Here is a 26,289-nt window from a genome sequence, read left to right as displayed (position 1 = left end):
CTTTTTTTGCGTTTGTTTTTAGGCTAAATTCTAACCAAAAAAACTTAAAAAAAGTTAATTCCAAAAAAAGCAAAGCAAATGAAAACTATAACCGAGCTTAAAGCCCTTTATGAAATGGATCGCAAGGCAAATGAAAGCAGCATTAAAGAGTATTATGAGGCAAAGGAGTATTATCATGGCAACCAGCTTCCCTCTGATGTGCTTGCAGTGATTAAAGAAAGGGGGCAAACGCCCATTATTGAGAATATTTATAAAATGATCGTGGCTAAAATCCTAGGCTATAAAAGCGAAAGTATCCAAGAAGTCAAGCTTTCAGGGCGTCAAGTCGAGGATAAAGCCAAAGCCACGCTTTTAAATGATATCTTAAAGGTTTTTTCTCAGCAAAAAAGCTTTGATAAAGAGATCATCAAAAGAGATAAAGAGCTCATCTTTGGTATGGCTGTAATGTGCCTTTGGATCGTGCAAGATGAGGAAGGGGATTTTCATATCGAGCTTGAAAATGTGCCAAGTGATTGTTTTATCATCGATAAATTCTCTCTTGAAAAAGACGCCAGCGACGCGCGCCGTTTTCATCGCCGTTTAAATTTAAGTGCAAGCGAGGCAAGAAGGCTTTTTGGCGAAGATGTGATCATCGATGAGTTGGACGAATACGAGCCACGAACAACTATCATTGAAAGTTGGATTAAAGAAGATGATTTTGATGAAAACGGCAAGAAAATGAGTAGTTTTAACCGCTACTGCTTCAGCGAAAAAGGGCAGCTTTATCTGTATGAAAAAGCGCCCTTTAAAACCGCTTCGCACCCCTTTGTCATCGCCAAGTATTCAATCGATGAAAAACACCGCTGGTATGGGCTTTTTAGGGATATTAAGCCACTGCAAGATTATATTAACTTTGCTGAAAATCGTATGGCAAATATGATGGGCTCGCTCAAAGCCTTTTTTGAAGAAGGTGCTGTCATTGATGCGCAAAGCTTTATCAGCGAGGCAAGCCTTGATAATGCGATCGTCAAGGTCAGAGATGGGGCATTAAAAGAGAACAAAATCCACTTCGTGCAACATCACGCCGATATCAGTGTGCTTTCTCAAAAGGCAAATGAAAAACGCAACCTCGCTAAAATTTTAAGCGGGCTAAACGATGAAGCACTAGGCACAGCCATAAACCGCCAAAGTGGCGTAGCAATCGCACAAAGAAGAGATGCTGGACTTATGGGGCTGAGCGAATACATCAAAACCAGCGATGAGATGGATAAAGACATCTTCCGCAAGGCTCTTGATCTGATTATGCACTATTTTACCAAAAAGCAAGTGTTTAAAATCGTGGATAAAAAGGTGGGCGAACGCTTTTTTACGATCAATGACAGCGAAGAAAACACCATCAAAGTGGGCAAATTTGATCTTATCTATCAAACACAGCTGAAAACTCAAGGTAGAGAAGAGCGATTTGCACACTGGAGCGAAATGCTTAAAACCATAGCTTCAATCCGCCCTGACATCGTCGCAAATATCCTGCCTTTAATGCTCAAAGACACAAACAGCCCAATCGCTGAGGATTTAGAAGAGCTTTTAGCGCAGGCTGAAGAAGCGCAAGCTCAAAGCTCGCCCCAAGAGGCTAAAATGCAAGAAATGCAAATGCAACTTGCGATCAAAGAAATGCAAGCAAAGATCAGCGAGCTTGAAGCAAAAGCCTACAAATACACCGCTCAAGGCGAGCTAGCAAATCAAATCGCCCAGCAAAACGCAAACAACGAAGATCAAACACAAAGCCCAAGAGAAAAAGGCATTGATCTAAGATGAGTGAAAGGGTGGATTTTGCTTTTTAAGCCTTGCTTTTTGACTTTCAACCTTAAAAGTGTTATAATTGAGTGAAAAAAGCAAAGGAAGAGTTGATGACTTTAACGATTATGAATGTTGATGAAGAATTTTTACCTGCTTTTAAGGCTTTAGCAAAGGGCGTAAAAGCCAAAGTTTTGGTTGAGAAAAACAAAGAAGAGCTTATCAAAGAGCTTGAAAAAGAAAGCCAAAAATGCGATGAGCTTTATAAAAAAGGCAAGCTTAAAACCTTTAAAAGTATGCAAGAATTAAGGGCTGATTTAGCTTAATGAAGTATGAAATTTATCTTAGTTCTGCTTTTAAAAAGTCTTTTAAAAAACTTGACACTAAAAACAAAGAAAAAACCCTAAAAGTTCTTGAAAAACTAGCTAATGATGAAGTTTTAGATGAAAAATACAAAGATCATAAGCTTTTAGGCTCGTTTAAAAACTTTAGAGAATGCCACATAAACCCTGATTTGCTTTTAATCTATGAGAAAAAAGAAACAATTTTAGTGCTAAGTGCTTTGTATCTTGGCTCGCATAGCAAATTATTTTAACCCTTTTTAACAACGCTCTTTTTTCCTACAATAAAGGCAAAAAGGCAAAAAATGAGCGTGCAAAATAGCATCAATTTAAGTCCTAAAACCTTGCAAGGTGAGCTAGCAAATCAGCCTTTAAACCCACCTGCACTTAAAAATCAAGCTTTAAGCACTCCTGCTTTGCAAACTCCTGCTTTAAATGAAGAGCAAAACACAGAGCAAAATGAAGAGCAAAGCGATTTGGCGAGCTTGCACCCTGCTTCGCAAGAGCAAGCAAACACCCCGCAAGAGCAAACAAACCCTGATGAAAAGCCTGCTTTGCTTTTGGCTTTTGATTTTGATAAGGCTTTAAATGCTGGCTTTTCAAAAGAAGAGATTATGAAGCATTTGCAAAGTAAGCAAAGTGAGATTAACTGGGAGGATTTAAACAAAAAAAGTGTCGATGAAGGCTTTGAAATGCTTAAAAAACAAGGCTTTCAAACGCCAAATTTTAAAACTTACGCAAGGGCTGAAAACGAGGAAGAAAAAGCCGCTTTAAGCTGGCTTAATCCTGCCAATTTTAACGCCGCAAAGCTCAAGCACGAAGAGGCTAAAGCACGAAAAAACGAAGTTGATACGCAAAATGCTGATTTAAAAGCCCAAGTTGCAAGCATAGTCAAAGAAAAACAAGATGAAAATCCCCTTTTTAAAGCAGGCAAGGAGCTTTTTAATGCGGTTTTAGGCGTTGATTTTGATGAGGATAAAAAGAAAAAGCTTGATGCATACACAAGTGCGTTAATCGCTGCAAATGTGCCTTTTGAAGCCCTTGATGAAGATACAAAAGCTCTTTTAGCGTGGCAAAAAACGCAAAATGACGCGAGCGATCTTTTTTCTTTGCACCGCTTTGATGAGGGCTTGAGCGAAAATCTAAAGCAAAGTTTTAGCCAAAAAGATGAAGCAAAGCTTTTGCAAGAAGCGGCTTTAAAGCAGTTTAATCACCTTAAAACCTTAAATGAAGCCTATCAAAAAAACGCATTTGAGGATTTAAGCGAGGCGGAAAAAGCTGCCATTGACAAAGAAAGAGGACTTTTTAGCAGTATTTGGGATAAGACAGGACACCAGCTTTTTGGCGATGATGAAGAGCGTTTTTTGGACGAAAAAAAGGACTTTGAGGCGCGTTTTGCAGTCAGTGATGAGCTAAGAAGTGCTGTAGTGCGTTTGGGTGAAAACTCAAGTTATAAAGGGCTTATCATCGGGGGCAAAAACGAAAAAGATAAAGCAGACTTTGAAAGAGATTTTAAAAGAGTAGCCGAGTTTGCGGGCTTTGATGAAGCTTTGGTTGATGAGGGCTCGGGTGAGCTTTATGTGAAAAAAGGGGAGCACATTTACCGCGTCAATAATAACTTTGGGGCGAATTTTTTAAGCTTTATTGAGGCAAATCAGCTCTCACTGGGAGGGTCATTAGCTGGGGCGTGGCTTGGATTTCAAAAAGGCAAAGGCTTAAAAGATGCTGCGCGTAAATCTATCGCAGGAGCTGCTGCTGGAAGTATGCTTGGTAAGATCGGTGATGTGGCTTTGACAAATTATGCGTATGATAAAGAACACAAGCTTGATGAATACCTTGCTTTAGCCACGCAAGAGGGCATTTTAAGCTTGGTTGGCGATGCGGTGATCGTCAATGCCAAGCCTTTGTTTAAAAGCGTTGCCACAAGCGTGAGTAAGGCGGTTGAGTATGTGCCTGTGCTTAATTTTACCAAAAGTATCCCAACGCAAAATTTTAAGGCGGCTAAAGACTTAGTCGCTCAAAGTGTTGATGAGGGCACAAGAGCGCAACTTCAAAGCTTTTATAAAGAATTTGGCGGGGATTTGCAAGCAAAACAGGGCAAGACTTTAGGCGAGTTTGCCAACTTTTTAGCGCAGCGATATGGTAGCGATCACGCCCTTACAAAACACACGCAAAAACTCAGCGAAATTTTAAATCTTAACTCTTTAACCACCCGACAACAAGAGCTTTTCAAGGCTATTAGAGCTGATGAGAGCGGTTTTTTACTGCCCTACATTAAAGAAGTGGCTTCACTTGATAGCAAGGCAAATGAAAGCTTAAAAGGCATTTTAAACGCCACCACAGCCCGCCTTGAAAGCTCGCTAAACGCCTTAAATATCAACAAAAGCGATATTAAAACCTTGCTTGATGAGCTACACAAAGGCACAAAAGAAGACTTTGCAAGGGTAAGTGATGCCATCATTAATAAGCTTTATGATGATAAAACTTACACCACCACGCTTGATAAAACAAAGTTTGAAGCACTTAAAAACGAGCTTGAAAGCACAGGCGCTTTGGGTGAAAATGAGCTTTTGTTTTTAAAAGACATTCAAAAAAATGTCTTTGATGAAAAAGGCGTGAGCTTTAAACAGCTTAATAACGCTCGTATCAACCTAAACGAGTTTTTACGCAAAGCAAGCACACCAAGCTCCAAAAACTTCTTTAAAAGCGAGGCTATAAACACGCTTAAAGATGAGATTGCAAAAGGTATCAATCAAATCTTTTCACAAAATAAAACCGCCTACACCAAAGTATCAGCCCTTTATAACACGGCTTTGCAAGAATACGCCCAAATGAGCGAGCTTTTAAAACAAAGTGCTTTTAAAAAAGCAAGAGATGAAAAGCAAAGCTTAGATGAGGCTTTAGATAGTTTGATCAAATACGCCAAAGGGCAAGGCGATGGCAAAAACAACAACCTAGATTTTTTACGCTCAAAGCTTGATGCACCAAATACAGCCATCTTAGAGATGAACCTGCTGAAACGTTTTTTTGAAAAGAGTTTGGCTAGCACTGATGAGAGTTTAAGGGTGCTTGATAGTGCGAAATTTATGAACGAGCTTGCTAAACTTCAAAACTTTACTTTTCAAAGCAAAGAAGCCAAAGAATTTATCAAGCTTTCGCAAGGCTTTCATACTTTGTTTAAAAATGATGCGAGTTTGGCTGAGGATTTGCTTTCAAAAACAGCGCGCAAAGAAGGTTCAGCACTTGCAACTTCTATCAGTGGAGCCTACGCACAAAAGCTTGTTAAAGGGCTTTTTGACTTTACTTTTAGAAATTTGCCTCAAAGCTTTATGTTTGGCTTTTTTAAAAACAGCATTCAAGGTGCGGCTTTAAGACACCACCTCCGCCACGCCTTGCAAAAAAGTGTCAGCGTAGATGAGTTTAATCACACTTTAAAACACAGCCTTTCAAAAAGCCAGTTTAACTCACAAACCAGAAAGCTTGCTGATGAACTGATGAGCGAGCTTGAACAAACTAGCAAGGCTTTAGATGAAGAAGCGAGGTTGATGAGTAAAAGCCTTGAGGAAAAAAGGGGGCAAAAAGAAGCTCGTGGGCTTTATAATGTCGTGTATAATGATAAATTTTCTACTCAGATTAAAAAAGATTTGCAAAGTGCTGATTATCTTGCTACACTCTCAAAAGGTTTTCACTTTAAAAGAGGAGGCAAAGGAGCAAGGCATATCAAGCTAGAACATACCATTGACAGCACACAAGAAGGCTTTGTAACGCCGCAAGAAGTAGCGAGTTTGGGTGTAAAAATGCGTGAGTTTTTGCAAAAACACAAAGAGCCATTTTTAAGCGATCAAGGCGGGAAGAAAGCTTTTATTTATGAGTGGCAAGATGAAAAAGGGGTAAGATTTAGACTAGTAAGCACCGCAAATGCGACCGAGCTACAACCAGCCCCGCCATCGACAAAAGAAGAGCTTACTGATGAGATTATAACATTTTATTCTGACAGAAATCTTAAAGAGCCGATGAGCTTTAAAAATCCTGCTTTGCAAGAAAATAAAGAGCTTAAAAGTCAAGCACAAAATCCCCAAAAAAACCTAAGCCTTTTTGAAAAAGCCTTGCTTGAAAAAGAAGAACTCATTGCCAGCAAAAAAGCTGAGGCTTTAAGACAAGAAAAAGAAGCCAAAGAGCAACTCAAACGCTTAGAGGCACAGCAACAAGCCTTAAGAGCGCAAAAAGATGCTCGAGCTGGACTTGGTGTGAATGAAAATGTAAGCTTTACTCAAGGAGCAAGCATTCACGCAACGCCCCTTAAAGATACTACTATCATCATAGATGATGAGAGTTTGCCTTTAAAAGCCACTTATATGGTTATTGACAAAAAAGATATAAAGCCAAGTTTTGAGCGAGCTGGCGTGCAAGGTAGAAGCACAAAGCAAGACGCAGTGATAAAAAACATACAAGAGGATTTTAAGCCTTCTTTAATCTTTGATAAAGAAGGCAGCTTTGATGGCGTGCCTATCATCACAAAAGACGGACAAGTCGTTGTAGGCAACCACCGAAGTGAAGCGATGAATGCTTTAAACAAAGAAGCAAGAAAGGCTTATGAGAAAGCAGTTGAGGCTAAGTTTAACATTAAGCTCAAAGACAATGAAATCATTGTAAGAAAGCTTGATGAAAACACCGATACAAAAGACATACTCCGCCTTGCTTTTGCTTCAAATGCGGGCAGAGAAAGTAATTTTGGTGAAAAAGCTTTAGCAAATCTTGCTCGCTTTGAAAAAGACATTGAAAACTTGCCAAATTTTTTAAATGCTTCTAGCGTTGATGAAATGAGCTTTTTAATCGCTAAGCATTTAGACAAACAAGGCAAAGGACTTGACAGCTTTAATGCGAACTTAGCCTTATTTGCAAATTTAGCCAAAAATAGCAAAAACAACGATATCCTAGAAGGGCTTAATGAGGCTTTAAAACATCTTGATGCTCAAAGTAAAAATAAGATTTTAAAAATGTATGTTGAAAACGCAGGGGCATTTTATAATATCGCTAAAGATACGGATTTAAAAGAGCTTGATTTAAGAAACTTTTTAGCTGATGCTTTTGTCGCAAGTGCAAAGGCAAATCAAACAAGAAGCGAGGATTTTAAGGCTTTGCTTGAAAGCTTAGAGCATTACACAAGCTTAACTGCTGAAGCAAGAAAGCAATTTGATGAGCTTCACCCTAATTTCACGCAAGATATTAAAGCTCAAGCTTTGGGCTTGGCATTAGCAAGATTTGCACGGCTTGAAAATCCAAGTGCAAGTTTGTTTGAGTTTTTACACTCAGCAAAAAGCAAACTTGAAGAGCTAATAGCTCCTAATCTTTTTGATCCAAATGGCAAGAGTTTAAGTGAGGCTAATATGAATGATTTTTTAAAGCTTATCTTGGCTGAAGGACAAGAAAACAAAGATAAGCCAGCTTTACTCAATGCCTTAACTAAGCTTGATGAGCTAGAAACAGCCAAACGAGCTGTAAGCTTTGAGGATTTAAGCAAGCTTAATGAAGATTTTGGCACAAATTACGCCGAGTTTTATCATAAGCCAATAGAAGCTTTTCATAAGCTAAAAAGCGAGCAAAGCGGACAAGTTGCTGGGGCTTTTGAAAGAAAAGACTTAGGCGATATTGATTTGGTTTGGGGCGAAGTTTGGCGCGATGAAAAAGGACAAATTCAAGGCTTTGGCTTGAGTAAGATTTTACAAAAGCACCCAGAAATCACCGCTGAGCTTTTAGCTGATATAGTGGAAAATGGGAGCTTGAAAAAGCAAGTTAATGAAGCTATGCAAGTCATCAAAGATAATTATAAAATCGTTTTAAAGTCAAACTGGAAAGGAAAACCTAGCAATAAGTGGATAGTAACAGCTTATGAAGTTGAAGAGAAAGGCTCAAGTATATCATCTAAGCCTTTAACTAAAGGGGATAATCTCCCTTTAAACTCTAGTGCAAATTCTACCACAAAAGAGCTTAAAAGTCAAGCCAAACTCACAGACAGCAAAGAATACAATGAGCTTATAAATGACTTCATCAATCGCCACCCTACACCTTTAAGGCACACAAGAGAAGAAATCTACCCAAAAGATATTTTAAATGATGAGACTTTGTATAAAGAATACACTGAGGATTTGCAAAGGTATATAGATAGGGAACTTGAAAGAAACTTTATGAGTAAACAAGCAAGGATTGATACAATGGAGCTTCGCACCTTGCAAGTGCTTAAACAACTCAAAGAAGGTAAGCCTTTAAATCCTTTGTTAAGAGATGATGAGATACTTGATCTAGGCATATCATTGTTTCAAGTAAGACAAATGCAAGAGGAATTAGCTCAAAAAGGCTTTCATATAGAGCTAGCCCCTGAAGTAAAGGCAAGATTAGAGTTAGCAGATCAAGGCTATGAAGATGCTTTGTATTATCCAAGCAAACATACGCTAGAAGTGCAAGCTCACAAAGCAGAGCAAAAACAAGCTCAAGATTTAACACATTCAAAGGATATGTTAAAAAATTCGCAAAATTTTAACATATCATCAGCTTTGAAAGATTTACCAGCTGAAAACACACCTTTAAAACTTGATGAAAAAGAACTTGATGAGCTTTTACAACGCTTTGATAATGTAGAAAATATCAAAGAGCATTTAAGCACAAGAGCGGACAGCGAACAAAGAAAAGCACTTTTTAATTTGCTTGATAGCACTTTAGAAAATCCACATTTTCAATATATCAAAGATGGAAAAGATAAGTTTTTGAAAAAATTTAAAAGTAGTGGAAAAGAACCTTTCTTTTATCTACTTATCACAAAAGACGGCAATAAAAACTTTATCACTCATTTAAAAACAAGAGATTATGCATATTTAGAAAAAGAATTAAATAAAGCTGATGAGCTTGTTAAAGGTGCTGACATTATAGAGGGGCTTAGACAGCAGGCAGGTGCTAGCAAAGAAGCTATAAACCCTCAACCTCCAAAGGCTAATTCTACCACAAACAAAACTTTAAGTCAAGATGAACAAATAGACTTTGAGGATTTAACACATTCAAAGGATATGTTAAAAAATTCGCAAAATTTTAACATATCGCAGGAATTTAGCATTATTGATAAAGAACAAGCCAAAGAACTTTTAAAAAATATCAAGCCTACACCAGCACCGCAGTATTTAAGCAAGGAGGAGTTTTTAGAAAAAGGATTAAGCAAGTTTATCAATAAAGAAAATTTTATCAAGAATTTAGAAAATAGCGAGGATACAAAACGCTTAAGCTATCTTAACTTAGCTGATGAAACTTATAAAAATTATGATTTAAAGCTTATGGGTAAAGGTGAAAGTGGCGAGGAAAGACAAACTTTTATTAAGGCTTTTTCTTATGATGAAGATAAACTTTTTTATATGCTAGTTAGCGAAGAGCAAAACAAGCTTTTAATCACTGGCATACCTACTAAAAAAGCAAGAGAAGTCATAAAAAGAATAGAAAATGCCCAAAGTATAGAGGCACGAGATTTTGAGGGGATTTCGTCCGCACCCAGCCTTTGGCAAAGCCAAACTAGCAAAAGCCAGCCCTCAACTACTGAAATGAATTCTACCACAAAAGAGCTTTTAAGTCAAGACAACAAGCCTAATGAGCTTCATTCTAACACTCACTTAGGCTCTGGCTTATTTACAGGAAGCGTAGCAGGTATAGAAGAAGATGAACAAGGCAACTTAAGCTTTGATCCTGCTCAGTTTGTCGCTGGCTTTTTGGGTGGTGCTGGTGCTTCAAAGCTGATGAGCTCGAAAGTGGTGCAAGATAGGGCTTTAACTTTTGTAAAAAATATCAGCAAAGAATATGAAAATTTGAGCGCACAAAAACCTAAACTTTTTGCTACAATTTTACAAAAAATGGACATAAAAACTATGATAGGCAACACAGATAAGGCAAAAGAGCAAGCAAGAAAGCTTTTTAATGAGGAGCTTTTCAAAAGAGTAAAAAACGCGATAGATAACGATGAAATCACTATTATGCCAAAGAGCGAGTTTAAAAACGAGGAGGAATTTAAGGCTTTGTTTGATAGGATTGATGGTAAGTTTGGTTATATCGATACACCTTATAAAAGCGTAAAAGTGAATACGCATTATGCTTTCACTCATTTTAGAAAAAATACCTATGATACAAATAGAGAAAATATCAAAGGTGGCTTTTTTGAAAGCTTTAAAGAACCTTTGTTTGTCGTGGAGCATAAAAGAGACGGAGCAAGTGAGCCTAGTGTGTATTTTTATAAGCCCTTTTATGATAAAGAAAAACAGCTTTTAAATCTTTTTGGTATAGGTGTGAATGAGCGTGGGTTTTTGAATTTTAAAACATACTATTTAGATAAGCAAGGCTCAAGGCTTAAAAGCTTGATGAAAGATAGAAATTTAATTATAAAATATATGAAGTAAGTCGCCTGCCCACTTGCAATTCAACCATGCGACAAGTGCGGTTTTGCTAGCCTGCACCCCTTAGGTTGAGTAAGGTTAAGATGCAGGAGCTGACTTACTTCTGCTTAAATTTTAGCATAAAAAGTCATTAAAGTCAAATTTTATAAGCTTTTAGAAATAGGAGAAGCATGAATATACAAGTTCAAAAAGCTTGGAATAAAATACAAGGTGAAAATACCTATAAAATAAAAAGAAGTGAATTTAGCGGTGCATTTTTATCAACCCTTGCAAAGCAAAGCGGACAAAAGGCGGTAAGTTTGGATGATATCGCTAAATATCAAGATTATGCAGATAGTGCTGATAAGCAAATTTTGACCATAGATAACGAAAAGAAACCTGTGCTTGTCAGTGGAAAACAAATCAATGGCTACTATGTAGTCGTGGAGCAAGTGCGCAAAGGCAAAAATGAGTTTGCATTTAAAACGATGTATTTTGAAAATGGTAAGCTTGAAAATAGCAAGAGTTTTAAAAGAAATTGATAATAAAGCTGGTGCTTTAGTGCTTGATTTAGAGCTCAAAGGCGGAAAACATAGAGCTAAAATTAAATCAAAAAGGAGGAAAAAACAATGATGTTAATAGGAAGTTCAGCCCCAGCAAGTGCTGTGGTGGCGAGGTTAAGTTTGCCGGGCTTAAGACAACAAAACCAAACAACAAGAAGTGTTTCAGTGCAATTTACCAACCCCTACCCTGATGCAAAAGTGCTTAAAGCTGTGGTTAGTGGGACTTTTAGGCATGAAGTAAGTTACAGCTTTTTAAATATCAATCGTGGCGTAGGCGATAGAAATAGCAATATTTACAGCAAAAATATAAATGAAACGCATACTATCAATACCTTCATAGGGGGGGGGGGGGGACAGACTTTTACAGCAGTGCTTTACACACACAATGGGCATAGGTGGAACTCTACTTTTTGCGAGCTTAATCTAAATCTTACCTTTTACTACGAACAATAAAGCCGTGCAAGAGGATTTAAAGCGACAACTTGCTACAATTGAGGCTAAGCAAAAGGCTATGAGAGATAAAAATTTAAAAACAAAAATGAATAAAGATTTAAGTGAGCGAGAAATACTTGAAAACATTGCTAATTGGGATTTAAATGCACCAAAACAAAGCATAAGTCAAACTAAACGAAAAAGCATAATGAAGAGGGGCTATTGAAAAAAAATATCATAATTTACTTTTGGATATACAACACTATAACCAAACTCATAATGATCAATATCTTTTTTATCTACGACTTTTTGCGTGAGTGGATTTATCCAAACAGGGCTTATTTTATTATCGTTGATTAAAGCTTGTAAATTTTGCTCTAAGCTTTTTTCATCAATTTTAAGTTCATCTTCAAACACGACAAGATCATCTTTAGCGATGAGATTGCCATTTTGCTTGATAAGCTCAAGGAGTTGTTTTTGCAAGTTCGTCATTCTTTTTATTTTGAGCTATTTCTGGAGTATTTTTTATAGGAATAACATTTACCTTGAAATCTTCAAAATTTGCAGGTGGTAAAACCCAAGGAGAAAGTCTAGCCATCATCACCATTTGTGAAACAATAGGTCTAAAATAAGAGTATATTATAGCAACAGCATTTTGTAAGTAATCTTCACCATTTTCATTTTTATTAAAACTAACAGCTGTAATTATTTTTGAATTGATAGTATAAAGTAGCTCCTCTGGCGATACGCTTTTATCCAAAACTTTTATATTTATAGACACTTGCATTGTGTATTTATTATATTCTTCTTCAAAAAGAGCATCAGCAGTTATAGTTCTTTTCAGAGATAGTTTCTTAGCACTTGCATCGTCCTTTGACATATTAAAATTAAAATCAACAATGCGAATAGGATGCAATTTAAAAAAACCTTCTTTTTTACTCATTTTTTATCCCTTAATTTTTATGCTACAGCTTTTGATGAACTATCTATATCTTCAGTTTCAAACTTTTGTGTTTTCATTGTTTTTTGAGATGATAGTTTAAGCAAAAACTCTTTTTCTTCTTCTTTTAATTGAGAATTATTTTTTTGTTTTTGATTTATTTTATCGTCGCTATCTATTTCTTTTGTTTTCTTATAAACTATGCTTCTTATTATATTAAAAAATTTTATACCCTCAATTAAATTGTCAGCAAAATCTTGAGCTTTTTCATCGTAGATTGTTTTTTTTGTATCATCACTACTTTCAACATACTCAAAATAATTGCAATTTAATATAAATAAAAATAAATGTCCCAAAAGAAAAGCTTTTTGCTTATCTGAACTTCCTTTTTTGTATTCTACAACAAATTTTTCTCCATTAAAATAAACTTTATTTTGTTTTCCTTGCCCCTCCTCTTGTATGTTAAAAATTTTCATTATAAACGAAATGTTTATATTTTGTTTATTGATCTCTTTAAATACAATCGCCATTACTTCTTTTTCACTCATGGCATTATCATAGCCTATAGAATCATACATTTTTCTTACTTTTTCTAGTCCCATTTGATAGTTTTTTTTGTATTCTCCAACAAATAACTCCTCGATTTTCATTGCCTAGCTCCTCTTTTTGTTTTTTAAACTTTTCTTGAATTCAACAAATCATAAAAGTCAATTAACACATAGTATTCTTTCTTATACTTTATAAAAATACAATATTCTTGTGCTTTCAGCACTTCATCTTTCATATATTTGATGAGATAGTTTATACCCTCTTCATTTGTTAAATCTTCGCATTTTAACCGATCACAATCAAAAAGAATTATGCACACACCTTTAAAATCGTATTTACAAGCTATATTTTTATCATTTAGCTTTATTTTATTGAGGTGCTTAATATGTTTTTTACATATAATAATCTCATCATTATAAGTTGTATTTTCAGTATATATTTCATTTTGCTCCACAACCTGCATAAAAGCAATATTTTTTATAGCACTTATCGAGCCTTCTTTAAACAAATTATTTATGCATCCATTACTTTTTTTCAACAATACACTATCCATAACAAATTAACTAGAAACTATAATAAATTATAACCAAAAATATTTAACCCTGCCCTTTTTTGCACTTTTTTGTAAATTTGGTGCAAAAATGCTGAAAAAAGGTGGCACAAATGATCGCAAACAAAGATGAGATCAGGGCGTATTTTGAGATGAATGATGAAAATGCCAAGCAAGTGGCGTTAAAATTTGATGTCAAATACCGCACTCTAGCGCACTGGATTAAAAGCGAGGGTTGGCAAAGAGCTAAGGCGATTAAGCCTATCAAAGCTGAAGTGCTTCGTGATGAGCTTTTGCAAAACGAGCTTTTTAGCGTCCAAAATGCCAAAAAAGAGCAGCTTAAAGGCTTGATTAAATCCCGTTTAAGCACTCAAAGCACGACAAAGCTTGATCAACTCGTGCTTGATAACTTGCTTGAGCATTCAACAGATAAGATTTTGCTTGAGGCAATGAGTGTGAATTTCATTCAAAAAAATATCGCCCTTTCAGCTCTTATCGCCAAAGATGAGCTTTTAAGAATGCAAAGGCTTAAAAGAGAGGACAAAAGCGATCCGCTCATCATCGCAAGTGCAGAAAAAGTAGCCAAAATCTTTTTGGATTTGAAAACTTGTTTGTATGGAAAAGAGCATATCATCATCGAAAATCACTCAAACACGGATTTAAGCCAGCTTAGCAACGCCGAGCTAAACGCCTTGCTTGCTTCGTTTGAGCAAGAAGGCTAAATGGGGCTTTTTAGCGGGGCTTTTGGCAAGTGGAAGAAAAAACGCGATCGCTATCACCGCCAAAGAATGGCTGATTATGAACGTATCGCCACCAAATACGCCCTTGATTTTAAGCTAGAATACGCCACTTATGAGCATATTTCTTACGAGTGGGCAACGGCAAAGGCAAAGGCTGAGCGGGGCTTTTTTGCTGTAGCTTTAAGCGGGGGCAATCTCTTAAAAAACCTGCTTTTCATCTCAGTGGCGATTTTAGGCGTAGTTTTATCGCCTGTTACGGGTGGGGCAAGCCTTGTTGCAACGATAAGTATGTATGCGTCCATCACGGCTTCAGCTGTGGCTATTGCGGTGAGTATGTATGGGGATTATCTTGCAAGCGTGGCGGTAAATATAAGCATTGAAAGCTCAAGATACGCAAACGCAAACAAGGCTTTAGAGCGTCAAAAACTAGCAAGCGAGCAAAAAGAGCGCTTGACTGAGCTCATCATTTATGGGGGTTATGAAATATACGCAAACGGCAGTATTTATCAAAAAAACGCTGCTGGTTCGCAAAGCTTTTCAAGCACGATAGCCTTTGATACGAGCAAGGGTTTAAGAGGGGATTTGAAAAATGATGTCTTTGATGAGAGTATCCACTCAAGAGTGGGCGCAAGCAAAGCAGGTGGAATGCGGTTTAAAAGCGATGTTTTGGGGCTTGAGTTTCCTTTGAGTGATTTTAAGATGAGTGCAAGGAGTATGATTGATAGCTTTGAAAATCAGCTCAAAGATACGGCAAAAAGGATTAGCGAGGGTTTTAAGGAGCTTGAGCTTTTAGATATCAACTACACCGCTGAGGGCGAGGCGTTGTTTAAGCGGGTGTATGAGCGTCAAACAAAGCCCATTGAGCAGCGAATTTGTATGCAAGACTTTTTAGAAAAGCTAAAAGCTTACAACAAAAACCAGCGATTTGACTTTAACTTCATCACACTAAAATCCTTTAAAAAAGCCGAAAAAACACGCAGCCAAGAAGAGCTTCAAGCATGGTATGACGCGCACTCTTACAAGGCTTTACAAGAAAGCAAGACAATCAGCGTTGAGCTTAAAGCAAGGTATTATCTTGATATGATTGATGTGCATTTAAACGCCATTGCCAACACGCTTGAAAAGAGTAAATTTTACTCCATTCAAGAGCAAAATGAGGTAAAAAACGAGCATATTATCCCCTCAAATGAATACGGCGTTGATGATACAAGATATGTATTTCGTGGCGTAAAAAGCGAACTTAAACTTGTTTTAATGCAGAGTGATCAAAGCCTTTTTACATACAGCCGTTTTGAAGAAAAAGATATGCAAAATAAATATTATTATCTTAAAAAACTGCCCCATTCAGCTCTTTTGCTTGAGGATTTTTTCAAACTTTTTAAAGATGAAGACACACAAAAGCCTTTAAATGCTAATGAGCTCGTGCAAGAGTATGAAGCCTTGATGAAGCATTTTGCGCGCTTTGAGCTAAGCAGTAAGGCAAGTGGCTTTTATCGTTATTTTGGTAACAAATTCGCTTTGCATTCTTTTTATGAGTATGCTTTGAAAGAAGATGTGTTTTTCTTGGATTTTTCACAAACAGGAGTGATAAAACTACGTTTCATCGCTCTTGAAAAAGAGGATTTTAAGGCTTTGAGCGAGCCTTTGTTTAAAAGCGAGGATTTAAAGGGCTTTGATTATACAACACTTGATGCACAAAGTTAAATGCTAGTCATAAGACATGCTTGCAAAGCTTGTTTTGAGTTTAAATTTTTAAATGCTTCAATCTTAGATACTATATCTTTAATCAAATCTTCCTTGACATTAAAAAGCTGTGAAAAAAACGCCTCAACACACGAGTATTGCGAAAATCCCGAAAGTTTATGATAATTGTCTTTGATTTCATCATATCTTGGCAAAATACAAGTGCAAAAATAAACCTTTATCCTTTCTTTATCATCTCTTGTTTTATCATTAAGTATTTTTGCAAGCACAGCTCTTAAAAAGCCTAAGCTTATGCTTTGATTAGACATTGCAAGCTTTCAAACTTTCTTGCGCAGCTAAAATGCCTTTTGCATACTCAGCCAAATCAAAATCGCTTGAAAAGATGATATTTTCATCAAGGAAGCCTATTTGCTCAAACAAATGCTCATCGATCATAATCTCTAAGGTGTTTTTTAAAGCAACAGCCCCATAATACACTTTAAGCGTGCTTGTTTTAAAGCCTTCATTCTCGCTTTGCTTGCTTGAAAGCCTTTTTTGAGCTACTTTTTGCACTTCATCAAGCTTTTTGATATAGGCTTTAATGCCTTGTTTATCCTTTTGATTGATGGGCTCTTTAAGACTTACCATACTAAAAAATTGCAATGAAAGCATTTGAAATACTTTTGAAGAGATGATTTCATACTCTTGGATACTGATTTGCTTTGTTTTTTGTGCTGATGTTTTGATATTTTTTTCATCTTTGATCACAGCAGTGATGAAATTTTCAGTATCTAAAGCCCAGCATTGACTACAAAGAGCGCTCACACAAACAAAAGAGCCTATAAAATTCTTAAGTAACATTTTTCACTTCTTTGCTTTAATCTCTATCATTATAAACAAAAATCCTTAAAAACAAGCTTAACACAAATCCTTGTTTTGTATTTAACCCTTTTTATCATTTTCATTTTTTTCTACAATGCCTTGTATTTTAAACAAAAGGAAAGTCTAATGCAAGAAAAACAAAATTTAGCCAACTTACCAGCCCCACCTCAAGATGAGCCAGCACAAAATGAGCCTACACCGCCTCAAAGCGAGTTTGACACGAGTGCTGATGAGGCTGAATTAAACGCCACTTTAGCCGAGCTTGATCAAGCAAGAGCTAGCCTTGAAAGCTCTTTTGCCAAATATATGGCACAAAGCACCGATGCTGAGCTTGAGGAGCTGTTTTTTGAGAACAAAGAAGCCTTTTATCAAAAAGTGCTTGAGGCTCAAAATGCTTTTTTAGAGCAAAATATCGCCCCAAAGGCACAAAAAGCGGAGGCTTTAGAAGCAAGTATCGGGCAAAAAAAGGCGATGGGGCAGATCGAGGCGGCTCAAAATGCTTTTTTGCAAAACCACCCTGAAGCTGATATGAGTGTTTTGATGGACTTTTTCAGCAATGATTTGCCGCCAAAAGTGATGAATGAGCTTGAAAATCTGCCACCTGAGGAGTTTTTCGAGGCTTTGTATGAGATTTACACCCTTTATACAAATCCTAACCAAACAGCTTCAAACACCGAAGAAAAGTTGCCTCAAAAGATAGCAGGCTCACCGATAAACTCAAACGATCAAAGCCCAAGCTCAAACACTGAGTTACCTTTTAATCGTTTGTGAAGATGAGGAAAAAAGAAAAAGTTGAGGCAACTTGAGCGGGGCAAGCCAAAAGCCCCAGCCCAAAAGCCACAGGATACAGAAAAAGTTGAGGCACACCAGACAAGGGGCTTTTTGCGAAGCCTCTGCTTGCAGTTGCGTAAGCAAAAAAAAGGGTCGGGTAGCCTTTAGGATACAAAAAAGTTGGCTACTTTGACAGGGGCAAGCCGAAGGCTTGGGTCGGGTAGCCTTTAGGTTTTTTGCTTCAGTCTGCGACTTCGCAACTGCAAGCAGAAGGTTCTTTAGCAGGAGCTTCGCTTCTGCGGTGAAAGAACATAAAAAAGTAAATAAAAAAGGAGACACAAATATGCCATTAAATGAACTAAACAAAATCGACATTGCAGGTTGGAGAGACAACCCAAATGTAAGCACACAAATCGCCACAGCGATTGAAAAAGCCAGCTGGAAAAAAAGCCCATTTGAGGCTATTTTAGGAAAAGGAAGCGATCGCGGGCTTCGCAGCTACAGCGTCAAAAACACTCAGCCCTATCGTCCCCGCTTAAAAGCGGCTTTAACAGGTGCTGGAGTGCGTGGAAACGCGGACTTTGAGACGAATTTAGATCAGCTTGAAATTTTAAGCCAAACCATCTACCCTGAGGTGATCGGTAACAGCTTAAAAAGCACGATCAAGCAGTATCAAACTATCGAGCAGATCGACTTTGTTAAAGAAGCGAGCGATAGTTTGAGTGATTGGATACGAGAAAAAAGGGACAGGGCTTTGTTTGCAAGCTTGGCAAATGATCTTACAAACTGCGTCGTGTGCGATAGTGCAAATGGTTTTAAAGATACTACAAATGAAGCAAGCGTGAGCCAAGCGAGTAAAAAAGTAACACAAGATGATGTGATGAATGTCAAGGCGATCAGACAAGCCATTTTAATGGCACGCACGGGCAAGAACTATCAAGGCAAAGACGCCTTTCCTATGAAGCCTATCCGCAGTGTTTCGCACACTGAAGGGGGCATTAGTATCGAAAATTACAGCTATATCATCTTGCTTGATAGCTACGCCATCGATCAGCTCAAACGCGATCCTGAGTGGATTGCGATGCAAAAAGTGGGCGTAAGAGGCGATAAAAACCGCCTTTTTACTGGACTTGTTGGCATTATCGATGAATGCGTGGTGCTTGATATGGGCGTAAGCACCCCACTTCAAGCTGGTATGCTTAATTCAACGATCAGCGATGAGGACTTTCGCGCCAACATCAACGAGCAAAATTTCTCTAAAATCGTCCCGCCAAGTGCGTATGCTGGTAACACTCCTGTAAGCATAGGCTTTTTAATCGGGGCTTCAGCTTTGGTCATGGCGGGCAGTGATAGTGTGAATTTTTATATCGATGATAGCCAAGACGCTGGCAGGAAAACGATTTGCGGGGTGGATAGGTTGATGGCGATTTCAAAAGCTAGATTTGAAAGCCATAATGATAATCTCAGTGTGTATGCTGATACTGATTTTGCCGTGATTGGCTTGTTTTCAGCTTACAGATAACGCAAAGCACAAAACGAGAAACGGGAAAAGTTGAGGCGACTTGAGCGGGGCTTTGACTTGCGAAAAAAGCTCGGGTAGGATACAAAAAAAGTTGGCTACTTTGACAGGGGCAAGCCGAAGGCTTGGGTCGGGAAGCCTTTAGATTTGGTTCTTTAGCAGGAGCTTTGCTCCTGCGGTGAAAGAACATAAAAAGTAAGTAAAAAAAGGAATTTAAAATGAAACAAAGAGTAAAAAATGTAAGTTATCTTACAAAAGCGGTGGTGGGTTTGGCTTTGCTTGAGGTGGCTAAGCCTTTTGAGGTGTTAATGTTGCCTGCAAAGGCTGAGCTTTTAAGTCTTGATCTTGAGGTGCTTGAGGCTAGCGATACGGGTGTAAAGCTTGATGTTGGGCTTGATGATACGGCGGATTTTTTTATCAATGATGCCAGTGTTGATACGATTGGTAACACTCGCTCAAGCAAACAAACGCAGATTTTAAAGGCAGGACAAGTGAATATCAGTGTCGCTACAAAATGCACCAAAGGCAAAGTAGTCGTTCGGGCGCAGTATTTTTTACCGAGTGAGATTTTGGCTGAGTTTTAGCACAAAACAGCTTTTAAAAAAGGAAAATTATGCTTTTAAACGAACACATTCAAGCTTTTTTAGCGACTTCAAACGAGCTTAAAATCGAGCTTGAAAGACAAAAAGAGCAAAGCAGTAGCCAAAAGATTGATGAGCGTATCACGCAAAGCTTGAGTCTTCATTTGCCAGCCTTTTTAAGTGAGCTTGAAAAGCAGGTGCAAAACAAGCTTAAAGAGGAGTTAAAAACAGCCAAAAGCGAGCTTAAAGGTGAGTTTGAAGCGGATTTTGATCCAAGCTCTTTTATAAACGCGTATATATCGCAGCACAACAATGCGCTTAAAAAGCTTGCAAAGTCTTTAGCTGTAGAGTTTTTAGAACAAAACAAAGAAGGTTTTAAAGCCACTTTAAGCCAAAGTTTTTTAAGCCAAAATGAAGCTGAGTTTAAAAGCGAGCTAAGCCAAAATTTAAGCAGGGCAAAGGCTGAGTTTTCGCGCACACTTCAAAGCAAGCTTAAAAGCCTTGAAAGCCTCAAAGACGAGGCTTTAAGCGAGCTTGTCAAAGAAAGAGGCGATGAGCTTGTGAAAAATGCTGATTTGAGCTTTTTTCGTTATGAATTGTTTCGAAATGCAGCCTTTCAAAGCACGCTTGATAAACTGATCAAAGAAGCCATTAGCTCAAGTTTGAGCCAAAAGGATTTTAAAAAAGAACTCAAAGAGGCGATGAGGGCTTTTTTTGAAGATTTTTTAAAAGGTTTTGAAAATGAGTATAAACACAAACTTTTAAGCATAAGATTTGAAAATGCTTTGCAAACAACAAGTATTTTTGTGCAAAATGAAATGAAGCTCATCGCCTTTAAAATGGCTGAGTTTATCGAGCTTGAGAAGGGCTTTGAAGCGCAAAGCTTGCCAAAAAAACAAATTTTTAAGGTGGTGTAAATGCAACAAAACTTAGATGATTTTTTCACTCCTGTTGATGAGAGTAAAAATGCTGATGAAAACTTCATCAACGCAAGTTCTAGCGTCTTAGCAAGCAAAACAGAGCAAGATGGTGCTTTAAAGCCTCAAGATGAAAGCAATTTAAAGCCAGCTTACAACCCAAAGGAAGCAAGCGATATACTCAAGCAAGCCGAGCTTTCAAACAAAAACTTGCAAACTCAAAGCAACCGCCCCTTAAAACTCACTGGCGTGCGGTATCTTGATGATAAAATTCGTGCTGATAATGTGAGTATGTATGATGCGTATTTGGCGAAGAAATATCTTGGGATTGATAATGAGAAGTTTTCAAGCCTTGTGCATGATGGGGTGATGGCGATTAAGGGCGTGGGTGGCACAGCTTCGATGGATAAAATGGGGCAAGATGTCGAGGCGAACAATGCCTACTTAAGAGCCATTTTAAAGTCTCAAGGCAACTTAGGCACAAGCTCTGGGCTAAGTCGCATGCTTAATTTTGCGACAAATAAGCTTTGGGGACTTGATAGCAACCACGCTGAGTTTGTAACTGAAATGGGTAATGTCGTAGGCGCTCACGCTAGGAATTTAACTGGCAACGGACGCACCACTGAGGGCGCTAGAAAAGACGCCCAAATGCAACTTGGGGTGGGTTTTACAGACGAAAAGCAGTTTTTAGGGCAAATGCTCTCAGCGATGAAAAGCACAGCCGTTTCACAAGGCGAGACGATCAAAAACAATATCAACAAATCCTTGCCCGTGCCTCAAAGTGTGCTTGAAAACTTCGCAAGGCAACAAAGGGCGATTGATTTTGTGGAAAAAAGTGCAAATAGTAACAAGCCGTTTAATTATAAAGCCTTTTATGAGCTCATCAATGGCAAACAAAAGGCTGCAAATGCACAAGCAAACACAAGTTTAAGACAGATACAATAAAAGGAAAGAAACATGGCAAAAAAACAAGTAGAAAACAAAGAACAAGATGCTTTGACAAAAGAGCAAGCAAGCATCAGCGAACAAGTTGTGGCACAAGAGCTTTTAAGTGCTGATAAAAGTGAGCAAGAGGCGAGTTTAGATACAAAAGAGGCAAGCCAAAATACAGAGCAAAGCGAGCAAGAAAGTCAAGATGAACATACCCAAACACAACAAGTAAAAACAAATGAGAAAGAAACTCAAGATGAAGAGGCTTTTGAGGCTAATAATCTTTCACAAGATGAAACTCCTTCACAAGATGAAAATTCCTCGCAACAATTACCAGTCTCGCTCTTTGATTTATCAAACTCAGCCTCAGCAAATGCGCCCAAAACGCATTTTGTCAATATCGTTTTTTTTGAGTATCGTGGCGAGCAAAGTTTTTTGCACACTGATGAGCTTGGGCGTAAATACCGCTTTGAAAAAGGCGATATTGTAGCTATCACAAAGGGTTTTGCGAGTGATTATCTGGCGTATAAAAAAGCTCTTTTTACGCCCATTAATCCCGCCTTGAAAGTTTAATATGCAAAATTTCACAACAAAGTTTAAAGCCCTTGAAAAAGCCTTGTATGAGAGTGAGTTTTTTAAGTTTGCGTCCAATGCGAGCCTAGATGATACCTCTCTTGCCAGTCTTTTGGTGGGCTTTTCTTCAAATGCCTTGCAAACTTGCGTCGCTCTTGAAGAGCTTGAGCTGAAAAAAAACGAAGTGGCGATGAGCTCGCAAAAGCTTCGCAGTGAGATTGAGCTTAATATCATCAATGCCAAATCCGCCATCAAACAAGCTCAAGCAGAAGCCTTAAAAAGCCTCATTCAAGCTAGATCAATGGTGCGAAGCGTGAGCGATAATGCCAGTATTAACAAAGCAAATGCTTATGTTGGCTTTTTAAATGTTGTGGGAAATGCAGCTGAAAGCGGGGCTATCGCAACGCACGCAGGCAATGTGATACAAACGATTTCACAAATTGATATCAGCAAAATCAGCGATTTTGATCCTATTTTAAAAGAACTCATAGAAGATGTCAAAAAGCTCTCTCTTGGCGGAAATGGAGCAAAAGAAGTGATACTGCACGCTTCAAAACAACTCTTAGTCTTGCACGAAAGCCTTGAACTCAAAGGGTTTTCAGCCTTTGGAGACAATGAGACGAGATTTATCATCTTTGATGAAAAAGGCGCAGAGCTTAAACGCTACGAAAACACGAAAAATATACTTTTTATGAGCGAGCGCGAAGGGACTTTTAAGGTGCAATTTCAAGCCTTAAAAGAAAACGATGAATGGGTGAGTGATACCCTTGAGCTTAAAGTCATACTTGGGCACGAAAACACGCAAAAAGCGGTGATTGCTAGGATTTGAGCGTGCAAGCAAACATTGTTTTAAAGCAAGATGAAGCCTTGCACTTTTTGCAAAATATGCAAAGTGGCAGCGTTGATTTAGTCGTTTGCGATCCGCCTTATCTTATGCAAGAAAGTGGTGGAGGTGGGTTTTATGCCAAAGAAAATAAAAAGCATTATGATAAAATCACTCAAGATAAATCTTTACTTATGCAAGGTTTTGATTTTAGAATTTTAGATGAAGTCAGACGTGTAATGAAAGTGCTTAATGCGTATTTTTTCTGCAACGCTAAACTTTTACAAGCTTTGCTTGAGTATTTTAAAAATGATAAATTTGATGTTTTGGTGTATCACAAACTCAATGCCCTGCCTGCGTTTAACAATAAATACCTAAGCGATCTTGAATACATAGTTTTTGTATGCAATGATCGCACGCTTTTTCATAGTGATTATAAAAGTGCAAGTAAGGTTTTTTCGATGAATATACCCAAAAAATACAGCGCTCACCCTGCTGAAAAACCTTTAAAAATCATAGAAACACTGATAAAGAATTCTTCAAAGAAAGGGGATTTGGTGCTTGATATGTTTGCAGGTTCTGGCACGACAGCTGTAGCGTGCAAGAGCTTAAAACGTTCGTTTGTTGGTTGTGAAGTGAAAGAAGAATTTTACAATATGGCTTTAAATCGCCTTGAGTATGTGCAAACAAGCTTTGATTTTGATATGAATTAAAACTTGTTTTTGTGTTTAACCCTTTTTTTAGTTTTTATTTTGCTTTAAGATAGGCTCAAGAGGATTATAGACTACACAAAAAGGGTGGCTATTTTAACAGGGGCAAGCCAAAAGCCCCAGCCCAGAAGCCTTTAGGTTTTTACTTCGTGCGTTGCACTCGTAACTGCAAGCAGAAGTTACTTTAGCTTGAATGAAAGAAAAGTTTTGGCATACCAGATCGGGGGCTTTTTCGCTTGCGAAAAAGGGTCGGGAAGCCTTTAGGACACACAAAAAGGTGGCTACTTTGACAGGGGCAAGCCGAAGGCTTGGGTCGGGTAGCCTTTAGGTTTGTTACTTTAGCAGGAGCTTTTTGCTACAGGCAAAGCCTTCGCAACTGCAAGCAGAAGCTCCTGCGGTGAAAGTAAGTAAAAAAGGAAAACAATATGAAAGTTTATGAGTGCATCGCTCACATTCGGGCAAGATTACGCGACGAAGAGGAGCTAAAGACGCGTTTTAGCGATACATTTTTGCTCGATTTGCTTGAATTTCATCAAAACAGACTTTTAGCCAGTTTTAACCGCCATATCTTGACGCAAAAATTCATTATAAACGAAAATGAAAATGCCTTTAAACTTGATTTTATCCCCCTAAAACTCATCAGTGCTTTTTTAAATGCTAAGGAGCTTTTACTCCTGCCAAAAAGCTTTATCAAATCCCACAAAGCGCGTTTTGCAAAAGCCCTTTATGAAGAAGCAAGAGGGCTTTATAAGCTGAGTTTTCACGCCAGCGGAGTGCTTGAGATCAATGCTATCAAAAAGGCGTTTTTAAGAGATTTAGATGATGAACTTGTGCTTGATGAGAGCTTTTTAAACGCTCTCATTTACAGCGTTTTGGCTGAAATTTCAAGCATAGACACGCACCAAAACAGCACGCAAAAGGCTCTTTTTTATAAAAAGCTTTTAAGCGAAGAGCTTGATACCTTGCGAGGCGAAATAGCAAGCCTAAGCTCAAACACAAGCTTTAAAACCCCATTTATCAAGGTATAGCTTTGACAAAAGAAGAAGTGCTTCAAGAGGCTTTGTTGCGTGAAAAGGCAAGGCGGGATTTTAAGAGCTTTTTAAAGCTCAAATGGCAACGATACAATCAGGCTTTTTTTATGGATAATTGGCATTTTGATTATATTTGTGCCCTGCTTACTCAAACCCTGCCTAAGTTTGCGCATCTTGAGAAAAATGAGCCTTTAACGCGTTTGATGCTCAATATGCCTCCAAGTTATGGCAAAACCGAAACCATAGCTCGAAGCTTTATCGCTTGGGCTTTGGGGCAGGATAGAAGTCGCAAGTTTATCTATATCTCTTACAGCGATGAGCTTTGTAAAAAAATCTCAAATCAAGTCAGGGACTTGATAAAAAGCCCTTTTTATCAGCAAATTTTTAATGAAAAGCCGATTTTTTTGCAAGATAATTCAAGTGAGTTTGTCTTAAAAGAAGGCGGTGGGCTTTTTGTAACGACTTTAAAATCAGCCATAACAGGCTTTCACGCGCACAGCATTTTGATTGATGATCCCATTAAAGTCAGCGATATGAACTCAAAAGTCGAGCGAGAAAGGGTCAATCAAAACTTCAAAGAAAGCGTTTTAAGTCGTTTGCAAGACAATCAAAGTAATATTACTATCTTAATGCAACGCTTGGGATATGAGGATTTGTGCGGATTTTTGCTTGATGAAAAAAACTTTGATGCACACATTATCTCAAAATGGAAAATCATCAAACTTGAAGCCATCGCGAGCAAAGATGAAGTGTTTGAAGTGGGAAGCTTTAAAAAACAGCGTTTAAAAGGCGAGCCGCTTTTCCCAAACCGCCACACTTTAAGCGAACTTGAAGAGCTTAAAAAACAAATGGGCGATGATGAGTTTAGCACGCAGTATCAACAAGAGCCTCAAGCGAGCGAGGCGGGCTTTTTTGAGGCGGTGTATTTTAAGCAAATCGCGAGTTTTGAGATGAATGAGCAAAACGAATACATCTTCATCGACAACGCTATGAGTTTAAACGCAAGGGCTGATAATAGAGCGGTGGTAGTCATAGGCGTTGAAAGCGATGAAGCAGGACTTGAAAAATATGTGGTGAAAGACTGCTTTTTTGGGGTGTTTGATGAGGAGCAAACCTGCTCATTTATCATCACAGCGTGCTTAAAATACCCCGCAGCAAGCGTGTATATCGAAAGTGATGGGGGTGGGCTTGTTTTAGAACGACTTTTACAAAAAGAGCTTATTAAAATCAATACCAAATTAAAAGCCCAGCAAAAGCCACTGATTACAAATAACATCAAACTTTATCCAGCCAGCCGAAAAAGCTCAAAAGTCGATAAAATCAAAGCCATAAAGCCTTATTACAACAGCGGTAATTTAGTCTTTTTAAACACTTGCGCGAATTTAGCTCAGATCAAAAAAGAGCTTTTAAGCTTCAATCCCGCAAAGCCTTTTCGAAAAGACGATTGTATCGATGCGATCGCAAGTTGCATAAATCATAATGAAGTCAAGGGCTTTAAAAAAGCAAATGAAACCCCTGTTATGCCAAAGCGAGGGCATTTCACGCAGGGGCGAACTTGGCGGATTTAGATGTAAAACAA

25 protein-coding genes are annotated in these 26,289 nt (G+C 38.0%); 19 read left to right on the top strand and 6 right to left on the bottom strand.

The annotated features are described in order from the left end of the window. Positions 1 to 78: 78 nt before the first annotated feature. From DMB95_RS00195 to DMB95_RS09495, 7 genes are all read left to right on the top strand, one after another. Positions 79 to 1,794 carry a portal protein gene (locus DMB95_RS00195; RefSeq protein WP_142930404.1) on the top strand — a complete coding sequence of 572 codons (1,716 nt, stop codon included), beginning with the start codon at positions 79 to 81 and terminating at the stop codon, positions 1,792 to 1,794. 92 nt (positions 1,795 to 1,886) lie between these two features. Continuing rightward, a complete protein-coding gene (locus DMB95_RS00190) occupies positions 1,887 to 2,099 on the top strand; it encodes a hypothetical protein (protein WP_142930403.1) in 213 nt (70 codons plus the stop codon). Further along, positions 2,099 to 2,368, top strand: a complete 270-nt coding sequence (locus DMB95_RS00185; protein ID WP_142930402.1) for a type II toxin-antitoxin system YafQ family toxin — start codon at positions 2,099 to 2,101, stop codon at positions 2,366 to 2,368. Before DMB95_RS00190 ends, DMB95_RS00185 begins: the two co-directional genes overlap by 1 nt. Positions 2,369 to 2,419: 51 nt before the next feature. Further along, entirely contained in the window at positions 2,420 to 10,540 is an 8,121-nt protein-coding gene (locus DMB95_RS00180) for a hypothetical protein (protein WP_142930401.1), read from the top strand. A gap of 167 nt (positions 10,541 to 10,707) precedes the next feature. After that, positions 10,708 to 11,058: a PBECR3 domain-containing polyvalent protein gene (locus DMB95_RS00175; RefSeq protein ID WP_142930400.1), complete on the top strand. Its 351-nt coding sequence runs from the start codon at positions 10,708 to 10,710 to the stop codon at positions 11,056 to 11,058. 87 nt (positions 11,059 to 11,145) lie between these two features. Next, positions 11,146 to 11,532 (top strand): hypothetical protein, encoded by a 387-nt coding sequence (locus DMB95_RS00170; protein ID WP_142930399.1) that lies wholly within the window; start codon positions 11,146 to 11,148, stop codon positions 11,530 to 11,532. 58 nt (positions 11,533 to 11,590) lie between these two features. Next, the gene (locus tag DMB95_RS09495) at positions 11,591 to 11,737 is read left to right on the top strand and encodes a hypothetical protein (RefSeq protein WP_162056609.1); all 147 of its coding nucleotides are present in this window, start codon (positions 11,591 to 11,593) and stop codon (positions 11,735 to 11,737) included. Here DMB95_RS09495 and DMB95_RS00165 read toward each other — a convergent pair. The 4 genes from DMB95_RS00165 to DMB95_RS00150 are packed head-to-tail and all read right to left on the bottom strand — an operon-like array spanning position 11,731 to position 13,538. Next, complete coding sequence (locus DMB95_RS00165) at positions 11,731 to 11,994, bottom strand: hypothetical protein (RefSeq protein ID WP_185906668.1); 264 nt, start codon at positions 11,992 to 11,994, stop codon at positions 11,731 to 11,733. The genes DMB95_RS09495 and DMB95_RS00165 overlap by 7 nt on opposite strands. Beyond that, on the bottom strand, positions 11,975 to 12,454 hold the full coding sequence (locus DMB95_RS00160) for a protein-export chaperone SecB (protein WP_142930397.1): 480 nt from the start codon (positions 12,452 to 12,454) through the stop codon (positions 11,975 to 11,977). Before DMB95_RS00160 ends, DMB95_RS00165 begins: the two co-directional genes overlap by 20 nt. Before the next feature lie 17 nt (positions 12,455 to 12,471). Further along, positions 12,472 to 13,101, bottom strand: coding sequence for a hypothetical protein (locus DMB95_RS00155; protein WP_142930396.1), 630 nt, complete (start codon positions 13,099 to 13,101; stop codon positions 12,472 to 12,474). Positions 13,102 to 13,124: 23 nt separating this feature from the next. Beyond that, positions 13,125 to 13,538 carry a hypothetical protein gene (locus DMB95_RS00150; protein WP_142930395.1) on the bottom strand — a complete coding sequence of 138 codons (414 nt, stop codon included), beginning with the start codon at positions 13,536 to 13,538 and terminating at the stop codon, positions 13,125 to 13,127. A 125-nt stretch (positions 13,539 to 13,663) separates the two neighbouring features. Here DMB95_RS00150 and DMB95_RS00145 point away from each other — a divergent pair, with 125 nt between their 5' ends. After that, the gene (locus DMB95_RS00145) at positions 13,664 to 14,272 is read left to right on the top strand and encodes a hypothetical protein (RefSeq protein WP_142930394.1); all 609 of its coding nucleotides are present in this window, start codon (positions 13,664 to 13,666) and stop codon (positions 14,270 to 14,272) included. Next, positions 14,273 to 15,994 (top strand): hypothetical protein, encoded by a 1,722-nt coding sequence (locus DMB95_RS00140; RefSeq protein WP_142930393.1) that lies wholly within the window; start codon positions 14,273 to 14,275, stop codon positions 15,992 to 15,994. It begins immediately after the preceding gene. Here DMB95_RS00140 and DMB95_RS00135 read toward each other — a convergent pair. Then, on the bottom strand, positions 15,991 to 16,302 hold the full coding sequence (locus tag DMB95_RS00135) for a hypothetical protein (protein ID WP_142930392.1): 312 nt from the start codon (positions 16,300 to 16,302) through the stop codon (positions 15,991 to 15,993). The genes DMB95_RS00140 and DMB95_RS00135 overlap by 4 nt on opposite strands. Then, positions 16,295 to 16,834, bottom strand: coding sequence for a hypothetical protein (locus DMB95_RS00130; protein WP_142930391.1), 540 nt, complete (start codon positions 16,832 to 16,834; stop codon positions 16,295 to 16,297). Before DMB95_RS00130 ends, DMB95_RS00135 begins: the two co-directional genes overlap by 8 nt. Before the next feature lie 147 nt (positions 16,835 to 16,981). Here DMB95_RS00130 and DMB95_RS00125 point away from each other — a divergent pair, with 147 nt between their 5' ends. From DMB95_RS00125 to DMB95_RS00080, 10 genes are all read left to right on the top strand, one after another. After that, positions 16,982 to 17,626, top strand: coding sequence for a Coiled-coil domain-containing protein (locus DMB95_RS00125; RefSeq protein WP_142930390.1), 645 nt, complete (start codon positions 16,982 to 16,984; stop codon positions 17,624 to 17,626). Positions 17,627 to 17,969: 343 nt separating this feature from the next. Continuing rightward, positions 17,970 to 19,148 (top strand): phage capsid family protein, encoded by a 1,179-nt coding sequence (locus DMB95_RS00120; RefSeq protein ID WP_142930389.1) that lies wholly within the window; start codon positions 17,970 to 17,972, stop codon positions 19,146 to 19,148. Between the two features lie 215 nt (positions 19,149 to 19,363). After that, positions 19,364 to 19,729 (top strand): hypothetical protein, encoded by a 366-nt coding sequence (locus DMB95_RS00115; protein WP_142930388.1) that lies wholly within the window; start codon positions 19,364 to 19,366, stop codon positions 19,727 to 19,729. A gap of 29 nt (positions 19,730 to 19,758) precedes the next feature. Next, complete coding sequence (locus tag DMB95_RS00110) at positions 19,759 to 20,643, top strand: hypothetical protein (protein WP_142930387.1); 885 nt, start codon at positions 19,759 to 19,761, stop codon at positions 20,641 to 20,643. Beyond that, positions 20,644 to 21,588, top strand: a complete 945-nt coding sequence (locus DMB95_RS00105) for a hypothetical protein (protein ID WP_142930386.1) — start codon at positions 20,644 to 20,646, stop codon at positions 21,586 to 21,588. It begins immediately after the preceding gene. 12 nt (positions 21,589 to 21,600) lie between these two features. Next, on the top strand, positions 21,601 to 22,146 hold the full coding sequence (locus tag DMB95_RS00100) for a hypothetical protein (protein WP_142930385.1): 546 nt from the start codon (positions 21,601 to 21,603) through the stop codon (positions 22,144 to 22,146). Position 22,147: 1 nt separating this feature from the next. Further along, positions 22,148 to 22,975, top strand: a complete 828-nt coding sequence (locus tag DMB95_RS00095; protein ID WP_142930384.1) for a hypothetical protein — start codon at positions 22,148 to 22,150, stop codon at positions 22,973 to 22,975. Positions 22,976 to 22,977: 2 nt separating this feature from the next. After that, a complete protein-coding gene (locus DMB95_RS00090) occupies positions 22,978 to 23,682 on the top strand; it encodes a DNA-methyltransferase (RefSeq protein WP_142930383.1) in 705 nt (234 codons plus the stop codon). 422 nt (positions 23,683 to 24,104) lie between these two features. Further along, a complete protein-coding gene (locus DMB95_RS00085) occupies positions 24,105 to 24,707 on the top strand; it encodes a hypothetical protein (RefSeq protein ID WP_142930382.1) in 603 nt (200 codons plus the stop codon). Positions 24,708 to 24,709: 2 nt separating this feature from the next. Then, complete coding sequence (locus DMB95_RS00080; RefSeq protein WP_142930381.1) at positions 24,710 to 26,278, top strand: terminase large subunit domain-containing protein; 1,569 nt, start codon at positions 24,710 to 24,712, stop codon at positions 26,276 to 26,278. Positions 26,279 to 26,289 lie beyond the last annotated feature (11 nt).

It is taken from the genome of Campylobacter sp. MIT 12-8780, from assembly GCF_006864535.1.
GTDB lineage: Bacteria > Campylobacterota > Campylobacteria > Campylobacterales > Campylobacteraceae > Campylobacter_D.
The sequence above is the reverse complement of the archived record's forward strand: the minus strand, read 5'-3'. Positions and strand labels throughout refer to the sequence as shown.

What these genes read in the sequence shown, in the direction of transcription:
- DMB95_RS00195 (WP_142930404.1), top strand. Translation starts at nt 79, where the DNA reads ATGAAAACTATAACCGAGCTTAAAGCCCTTTATGAAATGGATCGCAAG.
- DMB95_RS00115 (WP_142930388.1), top strand. Translation starts at nt 19,364, where the DNA reads ATGAAACAAAGAGTAAAAAATGTAAGTTATCTTACAAAAGCGGTGGTG.
- DMB95_RS00135 (WP_142930392.1), bottom strand. Translation starts at nt 16,302, where the DNA reads ATGTCTAATCAAAGCATAAGCTTAGGCTTTTTAAGAGCTGTGCTTGCA.
- DMB95_RS00155 (WP_142930396.1), bottom strand. Translation starts at nt 13,101, where the DNA reads ATGAAAATCGAGGAGTTATTTGTTGGAGAATACAAAAAAAACTATCAA.
- DMB95_RS00140 (WP_142930393.1), top strand. Translation starts at nt 14,273, where the DNA reads ATGGGGCTTTTTAGCGGGGCTTTTGGCAAGTGGAAGAAAAAACGCGAT.
- DMB95_RS00180 (WP_142930401.1), top strand. Translation starts at nt 2,420, where the DNA reads ATGAGCGTGCAAAATAGCATCAATTTAAGTCCTAAAACCTTGCAAGGT.
- DMB95_RS00175 (WP_142930400.1), top strand. Translation starts at nt 10,708, where the DNA reads ATGAATATACAAGTTCAAAAAGCTTGGAATAAAATACAAGGTGAAAAT.
- DMB95_RS00120 (WP_142930389.1), top strand. Translation starts at nt 17,970, where the DNA reads ATGCCATTAAATGAACTAAACAAAATCGACATTGCAGGTTGGAGAGAC.
- DMB95_RS00095 (WP_142930384.1), top strand. Translation starts at nt 22,148, where the DNA reads ATGCAAAATTTCACAACAAAGTTTAAAGCCCTTGAAAAAGCCTTGTAT.
- DMB95_RS00100 (WP_142930385.1), top strand. Translation starts at nt 21,601, where the DNA reads ATGGCAAAAAAACAAGTAGAAAACAAAGAACAAGATGCTTTGACAAAA.
- DMB95_RS00130 (WP_142930391.1), bottom strand. Translation starts at nt 16,834, where the DNA reads ATGTTACTTAAGAATTTTATAGGCTCTTTTGTTTGTGTGAGCGCTCTT.
- DMB95_RS00185 (WP_142930402.1), top strand. Translation starts at nt 2,099, where the DNA reads ATGAAGTATGAAATTTATCTTAGTTCTGCTTTTAAAAAGTCTTTTAAA.
- DMB95_RS00110 (WP_142930387.1), top strand. Translation starts at nt 19,759, where the DNA reads ATGCTTTTAAACGAACACATTCAAGCTTTTTTAGCGACTTCAAACGAG.
- DMB95_RS00170 (WP_142930399.1), top strand. Translation starts at nt 11,146, where the DNA reads ATGATGTTAATAGGAAGTTCAGCCCCAGCAAGTGCTGTGGTGGCGAGG.
- DMB95_RS00160 (WP_142930397.1), bottom strand. Translation starts at nt 12,454, where the DNA reads ATGAGTAAAAAAGAAGGTTTTTTTAAATTGCATCCTATTCGCATTGTT.
- DMB95_RS00085 (WP_142930382.1), top strand. Translation starts at nt 24,105, where the DNA reads ATGAAAGTTTATGAGTGCATCGCTCACATTCGGGCAAGATTACGCGAC.
- DMB95_RS00145 (WP_142930394.1), top strand. Translation starts at nt 13,664, where the DNA reads ATGATCGCAAACAAAGATGAGATCAGGGCGTATTTTGAGATGAATGAT.
- DMB95_RS00190 (WP_142930403.1), top strand. Translation starts at nt 1,887, where the DNA reads ATGACTTTAACGATTATGAATGTTGATGAAGAATTTTTACCTGCTTTT.
- DMB95_RS00105 (WP_142930386.1), top strand. Translation starts at nt 20,644, where the DNA reads ATGCAACAAAACTTAGATGATTTTTTCACTCCTGTTGATGAGAGTAAA.
- DMB95_RS09495 (WP_162056609.1), top strand. Translation starts at nt 11,591, where the DNA reads ATGAGAGATAAAAATTTAAAAACAAAAATGAATAAAGATTTAAGTGAG.
- DMB95_RS00125 (WP_142930390.1), top strand. Translation starts at nt 16,982, where the DNA reads ATGCAAGAAAAACAAAATTTAGCCAACTTACCAGCCCCACCTCAAGAT.